This window comes from Herbaspirillum sp. Her3 (assembly GCF_057961275.1).
In genome coordinates, this window is record NZ_CM176328.1 from 3757497 (window position 1) to 3777004 (window position 19508).

The window sequence follows — 19508 nt, forward strand, 5'->3', positions numbered from 1 at the left end:
GTCCTCAGCTGGCCGACACGCGCACCGGCGCGGCCTTGGGCAGTTCGGTATTGCCGACGATCTCGCCGAAGGGGCCGGTCAGGTTGTGCCCGGCCAGGCCTTCGCGCCGGGCACGCGGCAGCAGCGGGAACACCAGTTCGGCGAAGCGATAGGATTCTTCCAGGTGCGGATAGCCGGAGAGGATGAAGGTATCGATGCCCAGGTCCGCATACTCCTTGATGCGTGCGGCCACCGTCGGGCCATCGCCCACCAGCGCAGTGCCCGCGCCGCCGCGCACCAGGCCCACGCCGGCCCACAGGTTGGGGCTCACTTCCAGCTTGTCGCGGCGGCCGCCGTGCAGGGCCGACATGCGGCGCTGCCCTTCCGAATCCATGCGGGCGAAGTTGGCCTGGGCCTTGGCGATGGTCTCGTCGTCAAGGCGGCTGATGAGTTCGTCGGCGGCGCGCCAGGCGGCTTCATTGGTCTCGCGCACGATCACGTGCAGGCGGATGCCGAAGCGCAGCGTGCGGCCAGCCTTGGCGGCGCGCTCGCGCACGCGGGCGATCTTCTCGGCCACGGCGGCGGGCGGTTCGCCCCAGGTCAGGTAGACGTCGACCTGCTCGGCGGCCAGGTCGATGGCTTCGTCCGAGGAACCACCGAAGTACAGCGGCGGATACGGTGTCTGCACCGGCGGATAGAGCGCCTTGGCCCCCTTGACGCGCAGGTGCTTGCCTTCGAAGTTGGTCTCTTCACCTGTATGGGTTTTTGCCAGTACGTCGCGCCAGATCTTGAGGAATTCGTCGGAGACTTCGTAGCGTTCGGCATGGCTGCCGAAGATGCCATCGCTCTCCTGCTCCACCGGATCGCCACCGGTGACCACGTTGATGAGCAGGCGGCCATTGGAGAGGCGATCGAAGGTGGCGGCCATGCGTGCCGAGAGCGTCGGCGCGGTCAGGCCGGGACGCACCGCCACCAGGAATTTCAGGCGTTGGGTGGCATCGATCAGGCTGGCGGCGGCGACCCAGGCATCTTCGCAGGAACGGCCGGTGGGCAGCAGCACGCCGTCGTAGCCCAGCGTGTCGGCGGCCACGGCGACCTGCTTCATGTAATCGTGGCTGACCGGGCGTGCGCCCTCGGAGGTGCCCAGATAACGGCTGTCACCATGGGTAGGAATAAACCAGAAAACGTTCATGCTTGACTCCTGTGCTGCTGGACTGGGGTGTTTGGGAAAAATGTCACTTGAGAACCGCGTCGCTGACCTTGAGCGGCTTGGGAATGAGCTTCAGTTCGTAAAAGGCGTCGGCGATCTTCTGCTGCTCGGCCAGCACCTTGGCATCGACCGGCTTGTAGACGTGGGCATAGCGCTTCAGGCCGGTCTCGATGATGTCGGCATCCAGGCCCTGGATGGGCGCCAGCTGGGCGGCCGCTTCGGCGGTGTGCGTGCGCACCCACTCGCCTTCGCGGGTGATTTCTTCCAGCAGGATCTTCTCCACTTGCGGATTCCTGGTCGCAAAGGGACGCGCACTCAGGAAGAACTGGTGGTGATTGACCGCGCCCACGCCCGTGGCCAGGCGGCGTGCGCCGACCTGTTTTTCGGCGGCCGCCTGGAACGGATCCCAGATGGCCCAGGCATCGACCGCACCGCGCTCAAAAGCGGCGCGGGCATCGGCCGGGGCCAGGTAGACCGGCTGGATGTCGCTGTATTGCAGGCCGGCTTTCTTGAGCAGGGCCACCACCAGCCAGTGCACGTCGGAACCCTTGTTGAAGGCGATCTTCTTGCCCTTCAGCTCGGCCACGCTCTTGATGGGCGAGTTCTTTTGCACCAGCAGGCCTTCGGCATCGGGTGTGGGAATTTCATAGGCGGTGTAAACAAAATCGGCACCGGCTGCCTGCGCAAACACGGGCGGTGCTTCACCGACGTAACCGAAATCGACCGAACCCACGTTCAGCGCTTCCAGCAATTGCGGACCCGCGGCGAACTCGGCCCACTTCACTTCCACGCCCAGCGGCTGCAGGCGTTTTTCCAGCGCGCCGTGGGCTTTCAACAGCACCAGGGTATTGGCGGCCTTCTGATAGCCGATGCGCAGCAGCTTGGTTTCCTGCGCCTGGGCCGGGGCAGCACCGAAGCTCAGGGCCAGGGCGCCCAGGGCGATGGCCGAGAGGCGCTGCAGGGCGCGGCGGCGTGGTTGGCGGGCAGTCTTGTTCTTGTTGGCGGACACGATGTTTTCTCCAGATTCCAAAAATTCGGGCGTGCAGCGGGCCTTCCGCTGTCCCAGCCGGTGTTTTTTCAAGTCGGATTCGATGCCGGAACCAGTCCGGCCAGATTCAATAAGACACGCTGTATTGCAGTTGCGAGAAGGGAATCTCGCGGAATTCTTCAGGCGCCGCCTTGTGCAGCGCCAGCAGGCTGGCCGAGAGCTGCTCCACGCCTTCATTGACGCGGGCTTCGATGGGCGCATCCAGGACCAGGCCTGTTTCTTCACTCCAGGTCACCTGCGCCTCGGTGGCGTAGATGCTGGGCAGCACGTGCTTGGGGTTGAGCGACGACAAGACCGGGCGCAGCGCGTAATCCAGCGCCAGCATGTGCGACTGGCTGCCACCGGTGGCCAGGGGCAGCACCAGCTTGTTGGTCAGGCCGAACTGCGGCAGCAGGTCCAGGAAGGCCTTCAGGATGCCGCTGTAGGCCGCCTTGTAGACGGGGGTGGCCACCACCACGGCCGAGGCTTCCTCGACGGTGGCCAGTGCGGCCTTGATGTCGGCATCGTTCCAGTCGGCGCGCAGGATGGCCTGGCCCGGCAGGTCGCGCACGTCCAGGCGCGCATAACGGTGTCCGAGCTGGGCCAGCTTGTCGCCGACGTGGTGCAACAGACGGGTGGAGCGGGAAGGTGCCGAAGGGCTGCCGGCCAGTAACAGGATGGTCATGTCGTGTGCTTGTGCTGGGGGGTGGATGGAACCGGCCGGGCCGGTTCCTCTTGCAGGGTCAGGTCACTTCTTGTTGGGGGCGTAGAGCTGGTCGAAGGTGCCGCCATCGGCAAAGTGAGTCTTCTGGGCCTTCTGCCAGCCGCCGAAATCCTTGTCGATGGTCACCAGGTTCAGCTTCGGGAATTGCGCAGCGTACTTGGCGGCGATCTTGGGATCGATGGGGCGGTAGTAGTTCTTGGCGATGATCTCCTGGCCCGGCTCGGTGTAGAGGTACTTCAGGTATTCCTCGGCCACCTTGCGGGTACCGCGACGGTCGGCCACCTTGTCTACCACCGCCACGGGCGGCTCGGTCAGGATGGAAATCGAGGGCACCACGATGTCGAACTTGTCCGGGCCCCATTCCTTCAGCGAGATCAGGGCTTCGTTTTCCCAGGCCAGCAGCACGTCGCCGATACCGCGCTCGACGAAGGTGATGGTGGCGCCGCGTGCGCCCGAATCCAGCACCGGCACGTTCTTGAAGAGCTTGGCGATGTAATCGCGGGCAGCGTCGTCGCTACCGCCCTTCTGCTTGGCATAGGCCCAGGCGGCCAGGTAGTTCCAGCGGGCGCCGCCCGAGGTCTTGGGGTTGGGGGTGATGACGGATACGCCCGGCTTGATCAGGTCGCCCCAGTCCTTGATGCCCTTGGGGTTGCCCTTGCGCACCAGGAACACGATGGTGGAGGTATAGGGCGAGCTGTTGTGCGGCAGGCGCTTTTGCCAGTCGGCCGGCAGCAGCTTGGCCTTTTCGGAGATTTCGTCGATGTCGTAGGCCAGGGCCAGGGTCACCACGTCGGCATCGATGCCGTCGATCACCGAACGGCCCTGCTTGCCCGAACCGCCGTGGGATGCCTTGATGGTCACGTTGTCGCCCGTCTTTTCCTTCCAGTACTTGGCGAAGGCCTTGTTGTAGTCGGCGTAGAGCTCGCGCGTGGGGTCATAAGAGACGTTGAGCAGCGAAATATCGGCCGCATGCGCCAGCGAGGCGGCTTGCGCCAGCACCAGCGCGGCAGCGACCGATTTGATGATCTTCTTCAGCATATCCGTTCCCGAATGTTCTGTTGTTTTGGAGCGCACAGGTTAATAAGCCTGCTGACCAAAAAGAACGAATACTTTCTTCTCTCGATATGCGTAAAACAGATATGAAAGAACGGCACGCCGGAATAAGGACGGCGATCTATATAACCAAAGCCTTGGTTGAGAAGACGGCCGTGCGGAAATCCTGGCACCCTGCCCTGCCCGCCCGGCGCCACTTTGCGACCCGCCTGCGCTGCCGGATGAAGCTCTCATCACCCAGGAAAAGCACGTACGAACTTTTTGTTCTTTTCACATTGTGGTATAACCTTGATATTCATATTGCAACGCACCAGGCCGCGCCATGAAAAAAGAAGCTGCAGGCGACACAGAACATATTTCGATCCAGGTCATCGAGCGGATGGTGTCGCTGCTCGACGCCCTGGCGGAGTATCCCGATCCGGTGAGCCTGAAGGAATTGTCGGCGGCAACCGACCTGCATCCCTCGACCGCGCACCGCATCCTCAATGATCTGGTGGTCAAGCGTTTCGTCGACCGCGTGGAGCCGGGCACCTACCGCCTGGGCATGCGCCTCCTGGAGCTGGGCAATATCGTCAAGAGCCGGCTGTCGGTGCGCGAGGCGGCGCTGGACTTCATGCGTGCGCTGCACCGCAAGACGCACCAGACGATCAACCTGTCGGTGCGCCAGGCCGATGAAATCGTTTATATCGACCGCTCCTTTTCTGAACGTTCCGGCATGCAGGTGGTGCGCGCCATTGGTGGCCGGGCGCCGCTGCACCTGACGTCCACGGGCAAGCTGTTCCTGTCGGTGGACGATCCCAAGAACGTGCGCGCCTATGCCACCCGCACGGGGCTGGCCGGCCACAACAAGAATTCCATCACCGATCTGGCCAAGCTGGAGCGCGAACTGTCGATGGTGCGCGCGCTGGGCTATGCACGCGACAACGAGGAACTGGAACTGGGCGTGCGCTGCATGGCCGCCGGGATCTGCGACGACAGCGGCAAGCTGGTGGCAGGCCTGTCGATCTCGGCCCCGGCCGACCGCCTGCAGGATGACTGGGTGGATGACCTGGTGAGCACGGCCAGCCAGATTTCCTCGGCGCTGGGGTATCGCAAGGATCGCGGCTGAAGCTTCATACAGCACCCCGGTACAGGTAATAAAAAAGCGAACCCGAAGGTTCGCTTTTTTATTGGATAAAGGGAAGAAAGAATCAGCCCTCGTCAGCCCGCACCATCTTCATGCGGGTCAGGTTGGGCTGGTCTTCCACCAGCCACTTGCGCATGCGGGTGGCATCGCCCACGTGCGAGAGGCGGCCCTTGGAATCGAGGAACACCATCACGATGGGACGGCCTTCGATGCGGGTGTACATCACCAGGCAGTGGCCGGCTTCGTTGATGAAACCGGTCTTCTGCAGGCCGATGTCCCAATCCTTGCTGGAAGTCAGGCGGTTGGAGCTGTTGTACTGCATGGCATGGCCACTGGGTTCGACCATGTACTTGGGATCGGTGGAGTACTGGCGGATGATGGGGTAGTTGTAGGCCGCCACCACCAGCTTGGCCAGGTCGCGGGCGCTGGCCACGTTCTGGCTGGACAGGCCGGTCGAATCGACGTAGTGGGTATCCATCATGCCCAGCGAGCGGGCCTTGGCATTCATGGCCGCCACGAAGGCCGGCAGGCCGCCCGGATAGTTGCGGCCCAGCGCGGAGGCGGCGCGGTTCTCGGAGCTCATCAGGGCGATGTGCAGCATGTCGTCGCGGCTCAGGGTCGAGCCCACGCGCAGGCGCGAACTGCTGTGCTTTTCGCGGTCCACATCGTCATCGGTGACGGTGAGCACTTCTTCCATGTTCAGGTGCGCTTCGACCACCACCAGCGCGGTCATCAGCTTGGTGACCGAGGCGATGGGCAGGGCAACTGAAGAATTCTTCTCAAACAGGACTTGCGAACTGGCCTGGTCGATCACCAGGGCCACGTTGGAACGCAGCGCCAGCGGATCAGGCGTGAGGTTCAGGCCGGCCAGGTCGCCCGCCGTCATCACCGGCGGCACTACCGGCACCGAGGGCGCTGCCGAGACGCGCTGGTAGCTGACATGGCGCTTGCCCTTGACCACGCTGACCTTGCGCACCAGCTTTTCGCGGTTGTTCAGGGAGCCTTTGGCGACCGTCTTGCTGACGGCCTGGGCCGGGCGCTTGGCCACGACTTTTTTGGCCGGTGCTTTCTTGGCGGCGTTGTTGACCGTCTGGGCTGCGGCAGGTGCCAAACCAGCGTGGATGAACAGTACGGATGTGAAAATGGCCAGCGCTGTTTTGATCATAGGTGGAACTCCCCCCGAATTTACCCTGAAAGTACACAAGAGAAACGTTGGCAGTGTAGCAAAAAGCAGATTTTTCGCAAGAGAATTAAGACGTTAGCGCATTTTTTTAAACGCGTTTCTATCTCTCGCCCCGATCAGGTGCCCCACACTTTTTCGGGATTTTCCTGCAATTTTGCTGGGTTGTTGCTCGAAATTTTTCGATTTTTATCTAGCAAAACCCGGGCCAACGAGACGACATGATATCCAGTTTAGCTGTCAGCAATCGGTCACAATAGCGATAACAGACGGCAATACTGGCTCCAGATGTTCGCTTTACGAGGTTCTGGAGTGAACGGATAACGAGGGAGTGTCACATATCGTTGACGCCTTGTCTCCTGCCCCGAAGGGCGGGAACCAGGCACCAACAGTCTGGCCGTCGCCGCTCAGGGCTTGCGCGCCTCCAGCATTGCCACGTCGATGGAGAAGGAACAGGCGTCATCCAGCTCGAAATAGGCTTTCACCTCCCCGGGCGCGGCCTGCCAGAGCGCGCGGATGGCGGTGATATGGTCTTGCGGCGTGCGCATGCGGGCTACCCAGGAATCGAATTCCAGGCGCAGCTTCCAGGTCTTGTCGCTGGCGATGGCAAAACCGGCCTGGCGCAGCAGCTTGCGCCAGGAGTTCAGGCTGATATTGCGCACATGTGACGTATCGCGCAGCAATTCGATGGCTTGCACATAGGTATCGGCCAGCACGTCGGCGGGGGCGGCCGTGTCGATGACGAGGAAGCGTCCACCCGGCTTGAGCACGCGGAACACTTCACGCAATGCCTGCGGCAAGTGACGCCAATGGTGAGCCGAGAAGCGCGTGCAAACCAGATCGAAGCTGGCATCGGGAAACGCCAGCCGGTCGGCGCTGCCCTGGCGCACGGCCAGATTGTCCAGGCCACGTTCTGCCGCAGCCTTGGACACCACAGCCAGCATCTCGCTGGACAAGTCATAGGCAATTACCTTCTCCACCACCGGCGCCACCGCGAAACTGGCATGGCCGCCACCGCAGCCCAGGTCCAGCACGCGCGCGTCCGGTATGGCAGCGGCGATCTGCGCCAGCTCCTGCAGGTCGGCGCCCTGGGCGTGGACGGCGCTGGTGAGATAGGCGGCGGCGGTGCTGCCGAACTGTTCGGTGACGACTTGCTGATGGCTGCGCATGGCGGGGCTCCTGGGCGATATGAAAGAAAAGACAGTAGTGCAGTGGATGAACCGCCAGTCTAGCGAGTTATTATCCTGTTACAAGTGAAGCATTTATACTATTACCCCGACCACCACCCTGCCCTGACCATGGAACCCGATCTGGCCCGCCGCGCCCTTGGCGACTTCCTCAAATCCCAGCGCGAACAGACCGCGCCCGCCCAGGCCGGACTGCCGCACCTGGCCCACGGCCGGCGCCGCACGCCCGGCTTGCGGCGCGAGGAGGTGGCGCAGCTGTGTGGCATCAGCGTGACCTGGTACACCTGGATCGAGCAGGGACGCACCGATTCGGTCTCGCCCCAGGCGCTGGCGCGCATCGCCGATGCGCTGCACCTGCCGCGCGCCAAGCGGGCCTATCTGTTCGAACTGGCGGGCAAGAAGGATCCGGTGTTGCCGGAACAGCAGGCCACCACGGCGGTGGCGCCGGAAATCCTGGAAGTGGTCAGCCAGTTCCGTGCCCCGGCGTATCTGCTGGATCGCTACTGGAATGCGGTGGCCTGGAATCCGGCCGCACGCAAGCTCTTTACGGGATGGCTGGATGGCAAGGAGAAGCCGCCCAATCTGCTGCGCTTCATGTTCGCCGGCACGGCTGCCCAGGCGCTGACGGTGCAATGGGAACAGCGGGCGCGGCGCCTGGTCGCAGAATTCCGGGCCGATAGCGCGAGCCTCCTGGATGATCCGGAACTGCTGGCGCTGGTGGAGGAATTGTCGGCTGCCAGCCCGCACTTCCAGCGGGCCTGGCATCTGCAGGATGTGGTGGAGCGCGAAGGCGGCGAGCGCCGCTTCCGGCATCCGCAGTTGGGAGAGTTGCTGTACCGGCAGGTCAATTTCCGCGTGGCCAACCGGCCCGACCTGAAGCTGGTGACGCTGATGCCGGGCGCCCTCGCGCCTGGCTGAAGCTGCCTGATCTGATTACTTGCGCACCACGAAAGCCACGCCGATCACGCCCACGAGCATGCCCAGCGCACCGATGAGGCTGAAGGCTTCGCCAAACATCAGCCAGGCCATCACGGCCGTGGTCGGCGGTGTGAGGTAGAGCAGGCTGGTGACGCTGGTGGCGGCGCTGCGGCGGATCAGCGCAAAGAGCAGGAAAATCGCGCCAATCGACAGCGCCAGCACCGACCACAGCAGCGCACCGATGAATTGCGGCGTCCAGTGGACGTTGCTGAAATGCCGGTCCAGCCCTTCCAGCGCCACTGCAAAGGGCAGTACCACGACGATGGACGCCATGAACTGGATGGCGGTGCCGGTGCGCAAGTCGAAGTGGGCGCAGTAGCGCTTCTGGTAGAGCGTGCCGGCAGTGATGCACAGCAAGGCGAACACGCACAGTGCGATGCTGGCGGTGGAGAGACCAATCAAGGAAATCTTGTTGGCCACCACCAGCCCCACCCCGCACAGCCCCAGCGCCAGGCCGATCCATTGGCGCCCGCGTACCGATTCCCCCAGGAGCGGTGCCGCAAAGGCGGTGAGGATGGGTTGCAGCCCGACGATCAGGGCCGACAAGCCGGCCGGCATGCCGATCTTGATGGCGCACCAGACGCCGGCCAGGTAGCCGGCCTGCAGCAGCACGCCGGCCACGGCCACGTGGCGGATGCGGCCATGCGGCCAGGGTGCGCGAAACAGCACCACCAGCGGCAGCAGCACCACCAGCACGCCAGTAAAGCGCAACAGCAGGAAAGTCAGGGGCGGCGCATACGGCAGGCCGAACTTGGCCACGATGAAGCCAGTACTCCAAATCAGCACGAACAACAAAGGCACCAGGCTCATCAGGAGCTGGCGAGGCCGGCGGGGGCCGGCGGCGGATTGCATCATTTCTTTTCCATCAGCGGGTGCGGGGAGGCGCCCGGGTCATCTCGTCAGGCGCTCCAGCGGGCCGCGTGGAGGCTGGCAAGTCTTATCGTTTGTATATGGACGGCCACGGTTTGTTCGATATCTCTGCCGTAACCGCCCGCCATCGTAACCGCAACCGGGATTTTGTGCTCGCGGGCATACGCGAAGACGGCTTCATCCCGCGCGGCCAGGCCGGCCAGGGTCAGCTTCATCTTGCCCAGGCGGTCGCCTTCGTGGGGGTCGGCGCCGGCCAGGTAGATCAGCAACTGTGGGGCGAAGCGCTGCTGCAGCGTCTGCAGGGCCGCGCGCAGGGCTTGCAGGTAATCGGCATCGCCCACGCCATCGGGCAAGGCGACGTCGAGGTCGCTCTGTTCCTTCTCGAAGGGATAGTTGTTCTCTCCATGCAGCGACAAGGTGAACACCGATTCATCGCGCGCCAGGATGGAGGCGGTGCCGTTGCCCTGGTGCACGTCCAGATCGACGATGGCCACCCGGGCGGCGCGGCGTTCGGCCTGCATCAGCCGGGCGGCGATGGCGGCATCGTTGAAGACGCAAAAACCTGCACCGTGGTCCGCATAGGCGTGATGGGTACCGCCCGCCAGATTGACCGCCACCCCCTCGCTGAAGGCAGCGCGGCAAGCCGCGATGGTGGCGCCAGAGGAACGGCGCGAACGCTCCACCATCTGCGGCGACCAGGGAAAACCGATCTCGCGCTGCTCGGCCGCCGTCAGTTCACCGGCACTGGCGCGGGCGATGTAATCGGGGTGATGTGCCAGCGCCAGCTCGCCATCGCTGGCCGGCCGGGCTTCATGAAAATCCAGCCCGGGCACGGCCGCAGCCGCACCTTCACGGATCATCCGGTATTTCACCATCGGGAAGCGGTGTCCCGGTGGCAGCGGCAAGACGAAGTGGTCACTATAAAAGGCCTTCAATTTTTCTCATCCAGTTCTCAATATATATTGCACCGCAACAAAACGCCTTGCTGCGTCGCGCAAACGATTGCGCACCCTGCAGTGATAACCGGTTTTGATGCTGCAGCGCGGAAGCTCATCTTTAATGGCATCGTTGCCAATGAATATCCTCTAATCCTCGCTAAGTCATTGATTAGACTTGGATCAACTTTGAAGCGCTTTTCAACATTCCCGTGCAATGAAACGTTTGACTTTATGCACGATTGAACTAGAATCGCCTTGTGCATCGCATCATATTCAAAGAAGAAATTACATCGGAGATCCACCCTTTCACAACTGATCGGTCCGTAAGCAATCACTGTCGCTGCCTTGTTCATCAACCCATCAACGAGAAGGATGTTTCAACATGACGACCTACACCGAGCAATTTTCCGCTGCAGCCAAAGCCAACGCCGAAGCGCAAATCGCCCTCTTCAACCAGTTGGCCAGCAAGACCTTTGAAGGCGTGGAAAAACTGGTGGACCTGAACCTGAAGGCCGCCAAGTCCTCGCTCGAAGAATCCCAGGCCGCCGCGCAAAAGCTGTTCTCGGCCAAGGATCCGCAGGAATTCTTCACCCTGACCAGCTCGCACGCCCAGCCGACGCTGGAAAAGTCGGTGGCCTATGGCCGTCACCTGAGCGGCATCTTCTCCAGCACCCAGGCTGAACTGACCAAGGCGGCCGAAGCCCAGATCGCCGAAGTCAACCGCAAGGTGGTGGCACTGATCGATGAAGCCGCCAAGAACGCCCCGGCCGGTTCCGAGCAAGCCATCTCGATCCTGAAGTCGACCATCGGCAACCTGAGCGCCGGCTACGAGCAGTTCACCAAGAACGCCAAGCAAGCTGCCGAAGTGCTGGAAGCCAACGTGACCAACGCCGTGGACCAGATTTCCCAGGCCGGCGCCAAGGTGACCCGCGCTGCCAAGAAGTAATCCCAAGCGTCGCTTGCGGATGCAAATGCCCCGGTCTGGCCGGGGCATTTTTTTGTCCTGCGCCAGCGTGCGGCGCCTCAGTTGCTGATCTGGAACTCGGCGTGCAGGGCGCGCAGACCTTCCTGCATCTTCTCGAAGGCCGGCTCGACCTGCGCCGGATCGCCCTTGACGCCCAGGTCGATGTGGCGGCGGGTCTTGTCGTCACCCACGTGCGGCAGGCTGAATACCTTCACCAGCGGGAACTGCGCCTCGATGGCTTCCATCAGCGGGGTCAGGGTCGATTCCATCGCCTCGAACACCAGCATGGAGCGCTCGGCCCAGGCCTGGCGGTGGAACTGGTCGGCGTAATACGTTTCCAGTACCCATTCGAACATCGGCCAGGCCATCACCGGGAAGCCGGGCGCAAAGTAATGCGCCCCGCTGCCGCTGGTGTTGTTGAGCCAGAAGCCGGGAATCTTGTTGTAAGGATTGGGGATGATGGAGGCGCCCTGCGGGAACTCCCCCATCTTCAGGCGGTGCAGGTTGTCCGGCGCGTTGAAGTCGGGCGTGGTGCCGGCTTCACGGCCCATGTCGGCGATGCGCTCCTGGATCTTTTCCCTGGCTTCGGGATGCAGCACCAGCGGAACGCCCAGCGCGGCGGCGGCGCACTGGCGGGTGTGGTCGTCAGGCGTGGCGCCGATGCCGCCGGTGCAGAACACCACGTCGCCGGTGGCCAGCGTGCGCTTCAAGGTGGCGGTGATGCGTTCGGGATCGTCGCCGAGATACTCGGCCCAGGAGAGTTGCAGTCCGCGCTGGCTCAACAGCTCCAGGACCTTGGGAAAATGCTTGTCGATGCGGCGCCCCGAGAGGATCTCGTCGCCGATGATGATGAGTCCGAATGCCATGAGTCTGTCTGCCCGAAAGTTGATGAAACACTGCGGCGATTATGCCCGATTCAGGCGGCAGACGGATCGGCCTGCCCCTGCTTGCCGCGCTGCTGCAATTGGCGTCAACGTGGCGTCACGTCGATGGTGCCGGCATCGGGCGGACCATCGGGCGCCTGGCCACGGCGATATCGCAGCAGCGCTTCCAGGCAGTAGAACTGGAACCACAGGGCGGTGAAGACGAACACCAGCACATACAGCCAGATCGCCACCCCCGCCAGCGCCGGCAGCAGGATCACCGACAGCACCCCGCCCAACCACAGCAGCGTGGGCGCAGCCCCCAGTGCACCAGCGATGGTGCCCACCGCCAGCAACGGCCAGCGATGCAGATGCAGCACGGCGCGCCGTTCGTCGGCACTGGCGTAGTCGGCCAGAGTGTCGTAGGCCATGACGCGATAGGTCAGCCAGCCCCACAGCAGCGAGTGGATCACGAAGGCCAGCGGCGGGATCAGGAAGGCCCACAGCGTGGCCAGCCACAACACGGTGAAGACGGCAAAGCACCACAGCGAAGTCCAGAGGCTGCCGGCTACGCTGCCGCCGTGGCGCTTGTCCAGCATGGGATAGTGGCGGTTGCCGATGTGGCGGGCGATGGCCGGGACGGTGAACAGGCCCACGAACACCAGCGCGGTGAGAATCATCAGCGGCAGCAGCGTCCACATGGCCAGGAGCGGCACCAGCACCGTCTTCAGGGCGCCCATGCCGAACCAGGCCAGCATGCCGCCGATCTCGCCGAACATGCCGTGCGAGACGAAGTAGTCTTGCAGCCAGTCGATGATGGGTTGCAGTCCCAGCCACAGGCACACGGCCCACAATCCCAGCGAGACGACGAAGGGCAGCACCGTCAGCCACAGCATGCGGATGTGCAGTTGCGCCAGCAAGGCGCGTCCGAAGGAAGCAATGAAGAGGCGCATCAGCGGGGCTTGCGTCGGGTCAATTCAACCAGGCGCTTGACGCCCAGCCACTGCTGCGCCCAGAAGCCGCTGCCGTAATCGCGGCCCTTGCCGGCCGGCGGCGGCAGTTGGTCGCGTATCCCGGTCATGGCGAAGCCCTTGCTGAAGTGGGCGGTGCGGAAGATCACGTCCCAGATCGGAAACAGCACCGCGAAGTTGTGCCCGCCCAGGGAATTGCGGCCCCGGCTTTCATGGCCCAGGCCGATGGCGTGATGGGTGCGGTGGAAGCGCGGCGACACCAGCAGGTACTCGCCGATGCGCCCGAAGTGGATGCGCACGTTGGCATGCTGCAGGCTTTGCAGCATGCGCGAGAGCGAGACCAGCAGGATGTATTGCGAAGGCTCCACGCCGATCAGTACGGCGATCAGGCCGAAGATGATGTCGTGCACCAGGTTGTCCAGCACGTGGTCGCGGTCATCGCTCCACAGGTTCATGTTCTGCTGGCTGTGGTGCAGGCTGTGCAGCGCCCACATCCAGCGCACATTGTGCTGGGCCCAGTGGTAGGCGTATTCACACAGGTCCAGCACCACCATGTAGAGCAGGAAGCTGACCAGCGCGCGATCGGTCACGCCGGGCCAGATCTGGTCGAGATTGAAGGTACCCCAGCCTTCCAGGTGCAGGGCCTCCAGCACATAGGACAGCGCCGGGTCCAGCAGCATGAAGGAGAGGATGGGGATGATGCCCAGGCGCTGCAGCACGGTGTAGATGAAATCGTTCCAGCGGGCGTATGGGTCGGTGATGGGATGGACCGGAATGGCCGACTCCAGCGGACGCAGGATCAGGAACAGGATCACCAGTTCGCAGATGCCCACCAGGACGAATTCGGTGCCGGTGAAGGCTTCTTCGACGAATTCCCCCATGCCGATGAAAAATACCAGCGGTTGCACCAGGGTCTGGAACAGCCAGCCCTGGACGGCGGCGAAAAGGTCGGAAATGGTCTGGATCATGGATAACGTGGCTTCGGTGTGACGATGGCGGCGCCCGCTCCCCTCCCCTGGGCCGGCGCCGGCTTGGACTGGTGGTGGCGCTCAGCGTTCCTTGGCGGCAGCGAACAGATGGCGGTAGGCCGGATGCTCCCGCAGCGTGGCAAAGCAGAACCCCTTCTGCTCCAACCCGCTGATGAGCGGTTCCAGCACGGCCGGCGCCCACGGATCCTGGCGCGACCAGATGCCCATATGGGCGAGGAAGATATCACCATCCTTGAGCCCGGCGAGCGCTTTCTTCAACAGCATCGCGTTGGGGAATTTGTCGCTGGGCAGTTCATCGCCCGAGAAACCGGCCGGTGCCCAGGCCACGTGGGCATACCCGCACGCCTGGCCAGCCTTGAGCAGGTTGGGGGTGAGCCTGCCACCGGGCGCGCGCCAAAGCGGATCAAGCTTGTGGCCGGTCAGTTGCTGGAAGCGTTCATCGACCCGTTTCATTTCCTCGCAATACTGGGCCGGGGTCCACTGCAGTTTCTTGCCGGCTTGCGCGCCAAATTGGGGACGCACCTCGATCTTGCCCTCGGGCAGGTCCCGCACAACGTAGACGTGATCGAAGGTGTGCGTACCGAACGCGTTGCCCTCCGCCACCAGCCGCTTCCACAGCGGCGCCCAGGCGGGATCGAGGGAGTAGTCGCCGTGGATGGTCTTCTCGTTGGCGAGGAAGAAGGTGGCCTTGATATGGTGGCGCTGCAGGGTCTGCTCGATCAGCTCGGCCTGGGACTGGCTGCCGGTATCGAAGGTAAGATAGATGTGGCCCTTGCAGGCTGCAGCCTCGGGGGCCACCGGTTGCGCAACGGCCTGGCCGGCCGCCAGGATGGCGAACAGGCACAGGCCGCGCAGGGAATGCTGGGAGAGAAACTGCATCGTCGATAAGCCGTCAGCGGTGAGCGATCATCAGATATCAGGAGCACGGTTGTACAGGTAGATACCGTGCGGCGAGCGTCCCACCGGGATCACCTTGGTCACCGAGCGGCTGGCCAGGTCGATCACGGCGACCTTCTTGACCCAGCGCAGCGTGGCCCACATGGTCTTGCCATCGGAGGTCACTTCCATGCAATCGGGACCACCCGGTACCTTGATGGTGCCGACGTTTTCCAGGGTATGCATGTCGAGCACGCTGATGGTATTGGCCACGCGGTTGGAAACGTAGACGAAACGCTTGTCACCCTGGGCACGGAAATTGTGGGCGCCGATGCCGGTCTTGATCTTCTTGACCACCTTCTGGGTGCGCCAGTCGATCACGGCGACGTAATCCGCGCCCATGATACCGACCAGCAGGTACTTGTTGTCCGGGGTCATGATGATCCCGGCCGGCAGCTTGCCCACTGGCATGGTCCATTTGACCTGCTGGGTGGCCAGGTCGATGGCGCTGACTTCATCACTGCCCTGCTGGGTGATGAAGGCGGTAGTGCTGTCAGTGTCGAAGGCGATGTGGCTGGGCGTCTTGGCCAGCGGGATGCGCTTGGACAGCTTCAGGTCCTGGCCGTCATAGGCGTAGACGTCAACCCGGTCCAGGCGCAGGCCGGTGGCGACGAACCATTTCTGGTCAGGGGTGAAGCCGATCTGGTAAGGGTCGATGATGTCGCGCAGCTTGCGTTGCACCGCACCGGTCTTCGGATCGAGGAACAGCAGCTGGTTGCCGGTAGCGCTGGCCACGATCAGGGACTTGTTGTCCGGGGTGGCCATCAGGTGGTGCGGTTCCTTGCCCACCGAGAAGGTCGAGAGCTCCTTCTCGCCGGTTTCGTCCAGCAGCGACACGGACGCGTCGCCGGAATTGAGCACCACCACCACGTTGGCATGGGCCGGGGCGGCCACCAAGGCCAGCACGGCCGAGGCACATGCTGCGCGGAGAGAAAGGGATAAAAGTTGGCTGAATCGACGCAACATGACGAACTTTACTCAAAAATGCCTGATCTATCGTGCAAGGAGCACGTCCTTGCGTCTTAACGCTTGCCAGGAGGATCCCGCTGACAGCCCTCCGACGCAATATGAAAAATTTCTAGATTTTTGGTTTACACTGCCTGCCGATCCGGTCGCATGACGCCACCGGGGCGGCCGAAAGGCCAGCTGCAGCGGGCCTGGAGCCCGATATGAAGACCAACGCAAGGATGTTGCCGGCAAGCATCCCGCATCGTCAGCATCGGTCAGCAAGCCTGCAGTACCGGCCGCCAATCCATCCCCTCACCGAAAGGAAACCGATGTCCACCATCACGACAGCTTCCGGGCTGCAATATGAAGAAATCAACGTTGGCGCAGGCGACGAAGCCAAGGCCGGCAGCCATGTCACCGTGCACTACACCGGCTGGCTGCAGAATACCGACGGCACCGCCGGCAGCAAGTTCGATTCCAGCAAGGACCGCAATGACCCGTTCGCCTTCCCGCTGGGCGCCGGCCACGTCATCAGGGGCTGGGACGAAGGCGTGCAGGGCATGAAGGTCGGCGGCATCCGCAAGCTGATCATCCCCGCTGGCCTGGGCTATGGCGCCCGTGGCGCGGGCGGCGTGATTCCCCCGAATGCCACCCTGATCTTCGAAGTCGAACTGCTGGCCGTCTGAGCCCGCGGGAGGAGAGACATGAGCACCCTGCAAGAACAGTTCGAAGCCGCCGTCGCAGAATCCAAGAGCCTGCCCGAGCGTCCCGACAACATGACCCTGCTGAAGATGTATGGCCTCTACAAGCAGGGCAGCAACGGCGACGTCCAGGGCGAACGCCCCGGCATGACCGACTTCGTGGCCCGCGCCAAGTTTGACGCCTGGGCTGCGTTGAAGGGCAAGCCGCAAGCCGAAGCGCAGCAGGAATACATCGACCTCTTCAATGAACTGAAGGGTTGATGCGGCAACGACGGCGGCGTCTTGCGGATGCCCGCCGCCAGCCGGAAATGCAACGGGCGCACCTGCCAGGCAGGTGCGCCCGTTTTGCTTGATTGCGGTCGCCCCGGGTCAGCCCTTGAACACGTCCGCATTGAGCAGATTGGGCGGACGCTGGCCCGACAGCGCGGCGATCAGGTTGTCAGCTGCGCAATTGGCCATGGCCAGGCGCGTTGGCGTAGACGCGCTGGCGATGTGGGGCGTGAGCACCACATTGCTCAAACCCAGGAATTCCGGCTTGAAGGCCGGCTCATTCTCGAACACGTCCACCCCGGCTGCCGCGATGCGCCCTTCACGCAGCGCGTCGATGAGCGCTGCATCATCGACGATGCCGCCACGGGCGATATTGGTCAGGGTGGCTGTGGGCTTCATCAGCGCCAGCTCGGCAGCGCCGATGGTGTGATGGGTATCTTTCGAATAGGGCAGCACCAGCACTACGTGATCGGCCTGTTGCAGCAGTTCTTCCTTGCTGACGTAGCGGGCGTTGTTGGCGCGCGCTTCCAGTTCGGGGGTCAGGCGTGAACGGTTGTGGTACAGCACCTGCATGTCGAAGCCCAGCGAACGGCGCGCAATGGCCTGGCCGATGCGGCCCATGCCGATGATGCCCAGCGTGGCCCCATGGATGTCGGGGCCGACGAAGCTGTCATAGCTCCACTTCTTCCACTTCCCCGCCCGCAGGAAGTGTTCGGATTCGGTGATGCGGCGTGCGGCGGCCATCATCAGCGCCCAGCCGAAGTCGGCGGTGGTCTCGTTCAACACATCGGGCGTATTGGTGGCCATCACGCCGGCCTGGGTGGCGGCGGCCACGTCGATGTTGTTGTAGCCCACGGCCATGTTGCAGACCGCCTTCAATTGCGGATTGGCGGCGAAGAGCGCGGCCGTCACCGGCTCGCTGGGCGTGGTGAAGAGGCCATCCTTGCCCTGGGCTTTGGCCTGCAGCTCGCCGGCACTGTAAATACGGTCATCCTGGTTGGATTCGACCTCGAAATGCTGCTCCAGGCGGGCCAGGACTTCAGGGAAGACGGCGCGGGCGACGAAAATCTTGGATTTCATGCGGGTCTCGTTGTCTCGGTTTCGTTATCGGAAGGGGTGGAACACTCAGAAGAACAGGAAGCTCATGACGATGAACAGCGGCACCAGGATCGCCCCTGACCAGGCCAGATAGCCGAAGAAGCTGGGCATGCGGATGCCACGCTCCTCGGCGATGGCCTTGACCATCATGTTGGGCGCATTGCCGATGTAACTGTTGGCCCCCATGAAGACGGCGCCGGCCGAGATGGCCGCCAGCGTCGAGGCCAGCGGCCCCATCAGCTCGCGCGCCTCGCCCGAGGCGGTATTGAAGAACACCAGGTAGGTCGGCGCATTGTCCAGGAAGGATGACAGCAGCCCCGTCATCCAGAAATACATCACGTCGTCGGGCTTGCCATCCGGCCCGGTCACGGCGTGCACCACGGCGGCGAAAGCGCCCTCTTCACCCGCGCGCAGCATGGCGATCACCGGGGCGATGGTGAGGAAAATGGCAGCAAAGAGCTTGCCCACTTCCAGCATCGGTCCCCAGCTGAATTCATTGCCGGCGCGCGCCGACTTCGGCGTGAGCCACAGCGACAGCAGGATCACCAGCAGCAAGGCGCCATCGCGCAGCAGGTTCTGCCACTCCAGCGGCGTGCCCAGCAGCTCGGTGGCCACGCCCGGCTTCCACAGGCCGCTCATCAGTACCAGCCCGATCACCGCGCCCAGCAGCACGAAGTTGAACCTTCCTTCCAGCCACAGCGCCGAGTCCGGCGTCGGATCGACCGGCCGACGCTCTTCACGGTTGAGGTAGAAGTGACGGTCCAGCAGATAGAAGATCAGCAGCAGCGCACCGCAGAGGAAAAGCATCGGCCCCAGCAGATGGCGCGCGGTCCAGAAGAAGTCCACGCCCTTCAGGAAACCCAGGAACAACGGCGGATCGCCCAGCGGCGTCAAGGAGCCGCCCGCATTGGCGACCAGGAAGATGAAGAACACTACCACGTGCACCGTGTGCTTGCGGTCATCATTGGCACGGATCAGCGGACGGATCAGCAGCATGGCCGCCCCGGTAGTGCCCATGAGGCTGGCCAGCAGCGTGCCCAGCGCCAGCAGTCCGGTATTGAGCGCCGGCGTGCCATGCAGGTTGCCGCACACGCAGATGCCGCCTGCCACGGTGAAGAGCGCGGTCAGCAGGATGATGAAGGGCAGGTATTCCGCCACCAGCGCATGCACGCTGATGGCCAGGGCGGCATGGGCTCCCTGCAAGACCGCAAACGGGACCAGGAAGGCCAGTGCCCAGGCGGCCGCGATCTTGCCGAAATGGTGATGCCACAGGACCGGCGCCACCAGCGGCAGCACGGCAATGGACAGGAGAACGCCGGCAAAGGGCAAGGCCCAGAACAGCGAGAGGCCGGCACCGTCCAGCTCGGCACTCCAGCCCGGCAAGGGCAAGAGCGAAGCGAACGGGGCAAATAAAGCGAGGGGTGTGAATCGGGTCAGCAAATGTCGTCCTGAGGGAAGGCAGAAGGAGAAACTCCCCGCCAGCACCTGCAGCGCAG

The 19508-nt window shown here is 63.2% G+C and carries 20 protein-coding genes; 5 read left to right on the forward strand and 15 right to left on the reverse strand.

Translation table 11 applies throughout. The features are described 5' to 3' along the window. Positions 1-4: 4 nt before the first annotated feature. The 4 genes from ssuD to ACVC5H_RS17275 all read right to left on the reverse strand — a co-directional run bounded on the left by ssuD (position 5) and on the right by ACVC5H_RS17275 (position 3978). Positions 5-1171 (reverse strand): FMNH2-dependent alkanesulfonate monooxygenase, encoded by a 1167-nt coding sequence (ssuD, locus tag ACVC5H_RS17260; RefSeq protein WP_489619014.1) that lies wholly within the window; start codon positions 1169-1171, stop codon positions 5-7. A gap of 43 nt (positions 1172-1214) precedes the next feature. Next, positions 1215-2198: a sulfonate ABC transporter substrate-binding protein gene (locus tag ACVC5H_RS17265; RefSeq protein WP_489619015.1), complete on the reverse strand. Its 984-nt coding sequence runs from the start codon at positions 2196-2198 to the stop codon at positions 1215-1217. Between the two features lie 106 nt (positions 2199-2304). Continuing rightward, positions 2305-2901: an NADPH-dependent FMN reductase gene (gene ssuE, locus ACVC5H_RS17270; protein WP_489619016.1), complete on the reverse strand. Its 597-nt coding sequence runs from the start codon at positions 2899-2901 to the stop codon at positions 2305-2307. Between the two features lie 63 nt (positions 2902-2964). Then, a complete protein-coding gene (locus ACVC5H_RS17275; RefSeq protein WP_489619017.1) occupies positions 2965-3978 on the reverse strand; it encodes a sulfate ABC transporter substrate-binding protein in 1014 nt (337 codons plus the stop codon). A gap of 337 nt (positions 3979-4315) precedes the next feature. Between ACVC5H_RS17275 and ACVC5H_RS17280 the strand changes: the two genes are divergently transcribed. Then, positions 4316-5101, forward strand: coding sequence for an IclR family transcriptional regulator (locus ACVC5H_RS17280; protein ID WP_489619018.1), 786 nt, complete (start codon positions 4316-4318; stop codon positions 5099-5101). An 82-nt stretch (positions 5102-5183) separates the two neighbouring features. Here ACVC5H_RS17280 and pbpG read toward each other — a convergent pair whose 3' ends face one another. Together pbpG and ACVC5H_RS17290 are read right to left on the reverse strand one after the other, a co-directional pair. Continuing rightward, entirely contained in the window at positions 5184-6284 is a 1101-nt protein-coding gene (pbpG, locus tag ACVC5H_RS17285) for a D-alanyl-D-alanine endopeptidase (RefSeq protein ID WP_489619019.1), read from the reverse strand. 422 nt (positions 6285-6706) lie between these two features. Continuing rightward, positions 6707-7468 carry a class I SAM-dependent methyltransferase gene (locus ACVC5H_RS17290; protein WP_489619020.1) on the reverse strand — a complete coding sequence of 254 codons (762 nt, stop codon included), beginning with the start codon at positions 7466-7468 and terminating at the stop codon, positions 6707-6709. A 129-nt stretch (positions 7469-7597) separates the two neighbouring features. On the opposite strand from ACVC5H_RS17290, the gene ACVC5H_RS17295 reads away from it, so the two are divergent. Further along, a complete protein-coding gene (locus ACVC5H_RS17295; RefSeq protein WP_489622719.1) occupies positions 7598-8404 on the forward strand; it encodes a helix-turn-helix transcriptional regulator in 807 nt (268 codons plus the stop codon). A gap of 15 nt (positions 8405-8419) precedes the next feature. On the opposite strand, the gene ACVC5H_RS17300 is transcribed toward ACVC5H_RS17295, so the two are convergent. Next, positions 8420-9319, reverse strand: coding sequence for a DMT family transporter (locus tag ACVC5H_RS17300; RefSeq protein ID WP_489619021.1), 900 nt, complete (start codon positions 9317-9319; stop codon positions 8420-8422). Between the two features lie 44 nt (positions 9320-9363). Next, positions 9364-10209, reverse strand: a complete 846-nt coding sequence (locus tag ACVC5H_RS17305; protein WP_489622720.1) for a histone deacetylase family protein — start codon at positions 10207-10209, stop codon at positions 9364-9366. Positions 10210-10654: 445 nt separating this feature from the next. Here ACVC5H_RS17305 and ACVC5H_RS17310 point away from each other — a divergent pair, with 445 nt between their 5' ends. Beyond that, positions 10655-11218 carry a phasin family protein gene (locus ACVC5H_RS17310; RefSeq protein WP_489619022.1) on the forward strand — a complete coding sequence of 188 codons (564 nt, stop codon included), beginning with the start codon at positions 10655-10657 and terminating at the stop codon, positions 11216-11218. Between the two features lie 77 nt (positions 11219-11295). Here ACVC5H_RS17310 and ACVC5H_RS17315 read toward each other — a convergent pair whose 3' ends face one another. The 5 genes from ACVC5H_RS17315 to ACVC5H_RS17335 all read right to left on the reverse strand — a co-directional run bounded on the left by ACVC5H_RS17315 (position 11296) and on the right by ACVC5H_RS17335 (position 15961). Next, the gene (locus tag ACVC5H_RS17315; protein ID WP_489619023.1) at positions 11296-12102 is read right to left on the reverse strand and encodes a competence/damage-inducible protein A; all 807 of its coding nucleotides are present in this window, start codon (positions 12100-12102) and stop codon (positions 11296-11298) included. A gap of 104 nt (positions 12103-12206) precedes the next feature. Continuing rightward, positions 12207-13052, reverse strand: a complete 846-nt coding sequence (locus ACVC5H_RS17320) for an EI24 domain-containing protein (RefSeq protein ID WP_489619024.1) — start codon at positions 13050-13052, stop codon at positions 12207-12209. Continuing rightward, positions 13052-14038: a sterol desaturase family protein gene (locus tag ACVC5H_RS17325; protein WP_489619025.1), complete on the reverse strand. Its 987-nt coding sequence runs from the start codon at positions 14036-14038 to the stop codon at positions 13052-13054. Before ACVC5H_RS17325 ends, ACVC5H_RS17320 begins: the two co-directional genes overlap by 1 nt. A gap of 81 nt (positions 14039-14119) precedes the next feature. Next, complete coding sequence (locus ACVC5H_RS17330) at positions 14120-14938, reverse strand: polysaccharide deacetylase family protein (RefSeq protein ID WP_489619026.1); 819 nt, start codon at positions 14936-14938, stop codon at positions 14120-14122. A gap of 30 nt (positions 14939-14968) precedes the next feature. Beyond that, complete coding sequence (locus ACVC5H_RS17335) at positions 14969-15961, reverse strand: YVTN family beta-propeller repeat protein (protein WP_489619027.1); 993 nt, start codon at positions 15959-15961, stop codon at positions 14969-14971. 311 nt (positions 15962-16272) lie between these two features. On the opposite strand from ACVC5H_RS17335, the gene ACVC5H_RS17340 reads away from it, so the two are divergent. Beyond that, positions 16273-16629 (forward strand): FKBP-type peptidyl-prolyl cis-trans isomerase, encoded by a 357-nt coding sequence (locus ACVC5H_RS17340; protein ID WP_489619028.1) that lies wholly within the window; start codon positions 16273-16275, stop codon positions 16627-16629. An 18-nt stretch (positions 16630-16647) separates the two neighbouring features. Continuing rightward, positions 16648-16905 (forward strand): acyl-CoA-binding protein, encoded by a 258-nt coding sequence (locus ACVC5H_RS17345; protein ID WP_489619029.1) that lies wholly within the window; start codon positions 16648-16650, stop codon positions 16903-16905. A 108-nt stretch (positions 16906-17013) separates the two neighbouring features. Here ACVC5H_RS17345 and ACVC5H_RS17350 read toward each other — a convergent pair whose 3' ends face one another. Both ACVC5H_RS17350 and ACVC5H_RS17355 read right to left on the reverse strand, forming a co-directional pair. Continuing rightward, positions 17014-17994 carry a 2-hydroxyacid dehydrogenase gene (locus ACVC5H_RS17350; RefSeq protein WP_489619030.1) on the reverse strand — a complete coding sequence of 327 codons (981 nt, stop codon included), beginning with the start codon at positions 17992-17994 and terminating at the stop codon, positions 17014-17016. A 45-nt stretch (positions 17995-18039) separates the two neighbouring features. Next, positions 18040-19452 (reverse strand): sodium:proton antiporter, encoded by a 1413-nt coding sequence (locus tag ACVC5H_RS17355; protein WP_489619031.1) that lies wholly within the window; start codon positions 19450-19452, stop codon positions 18040-18042. Positions 19453-19508: the final 56 nt, after the last annotated feature.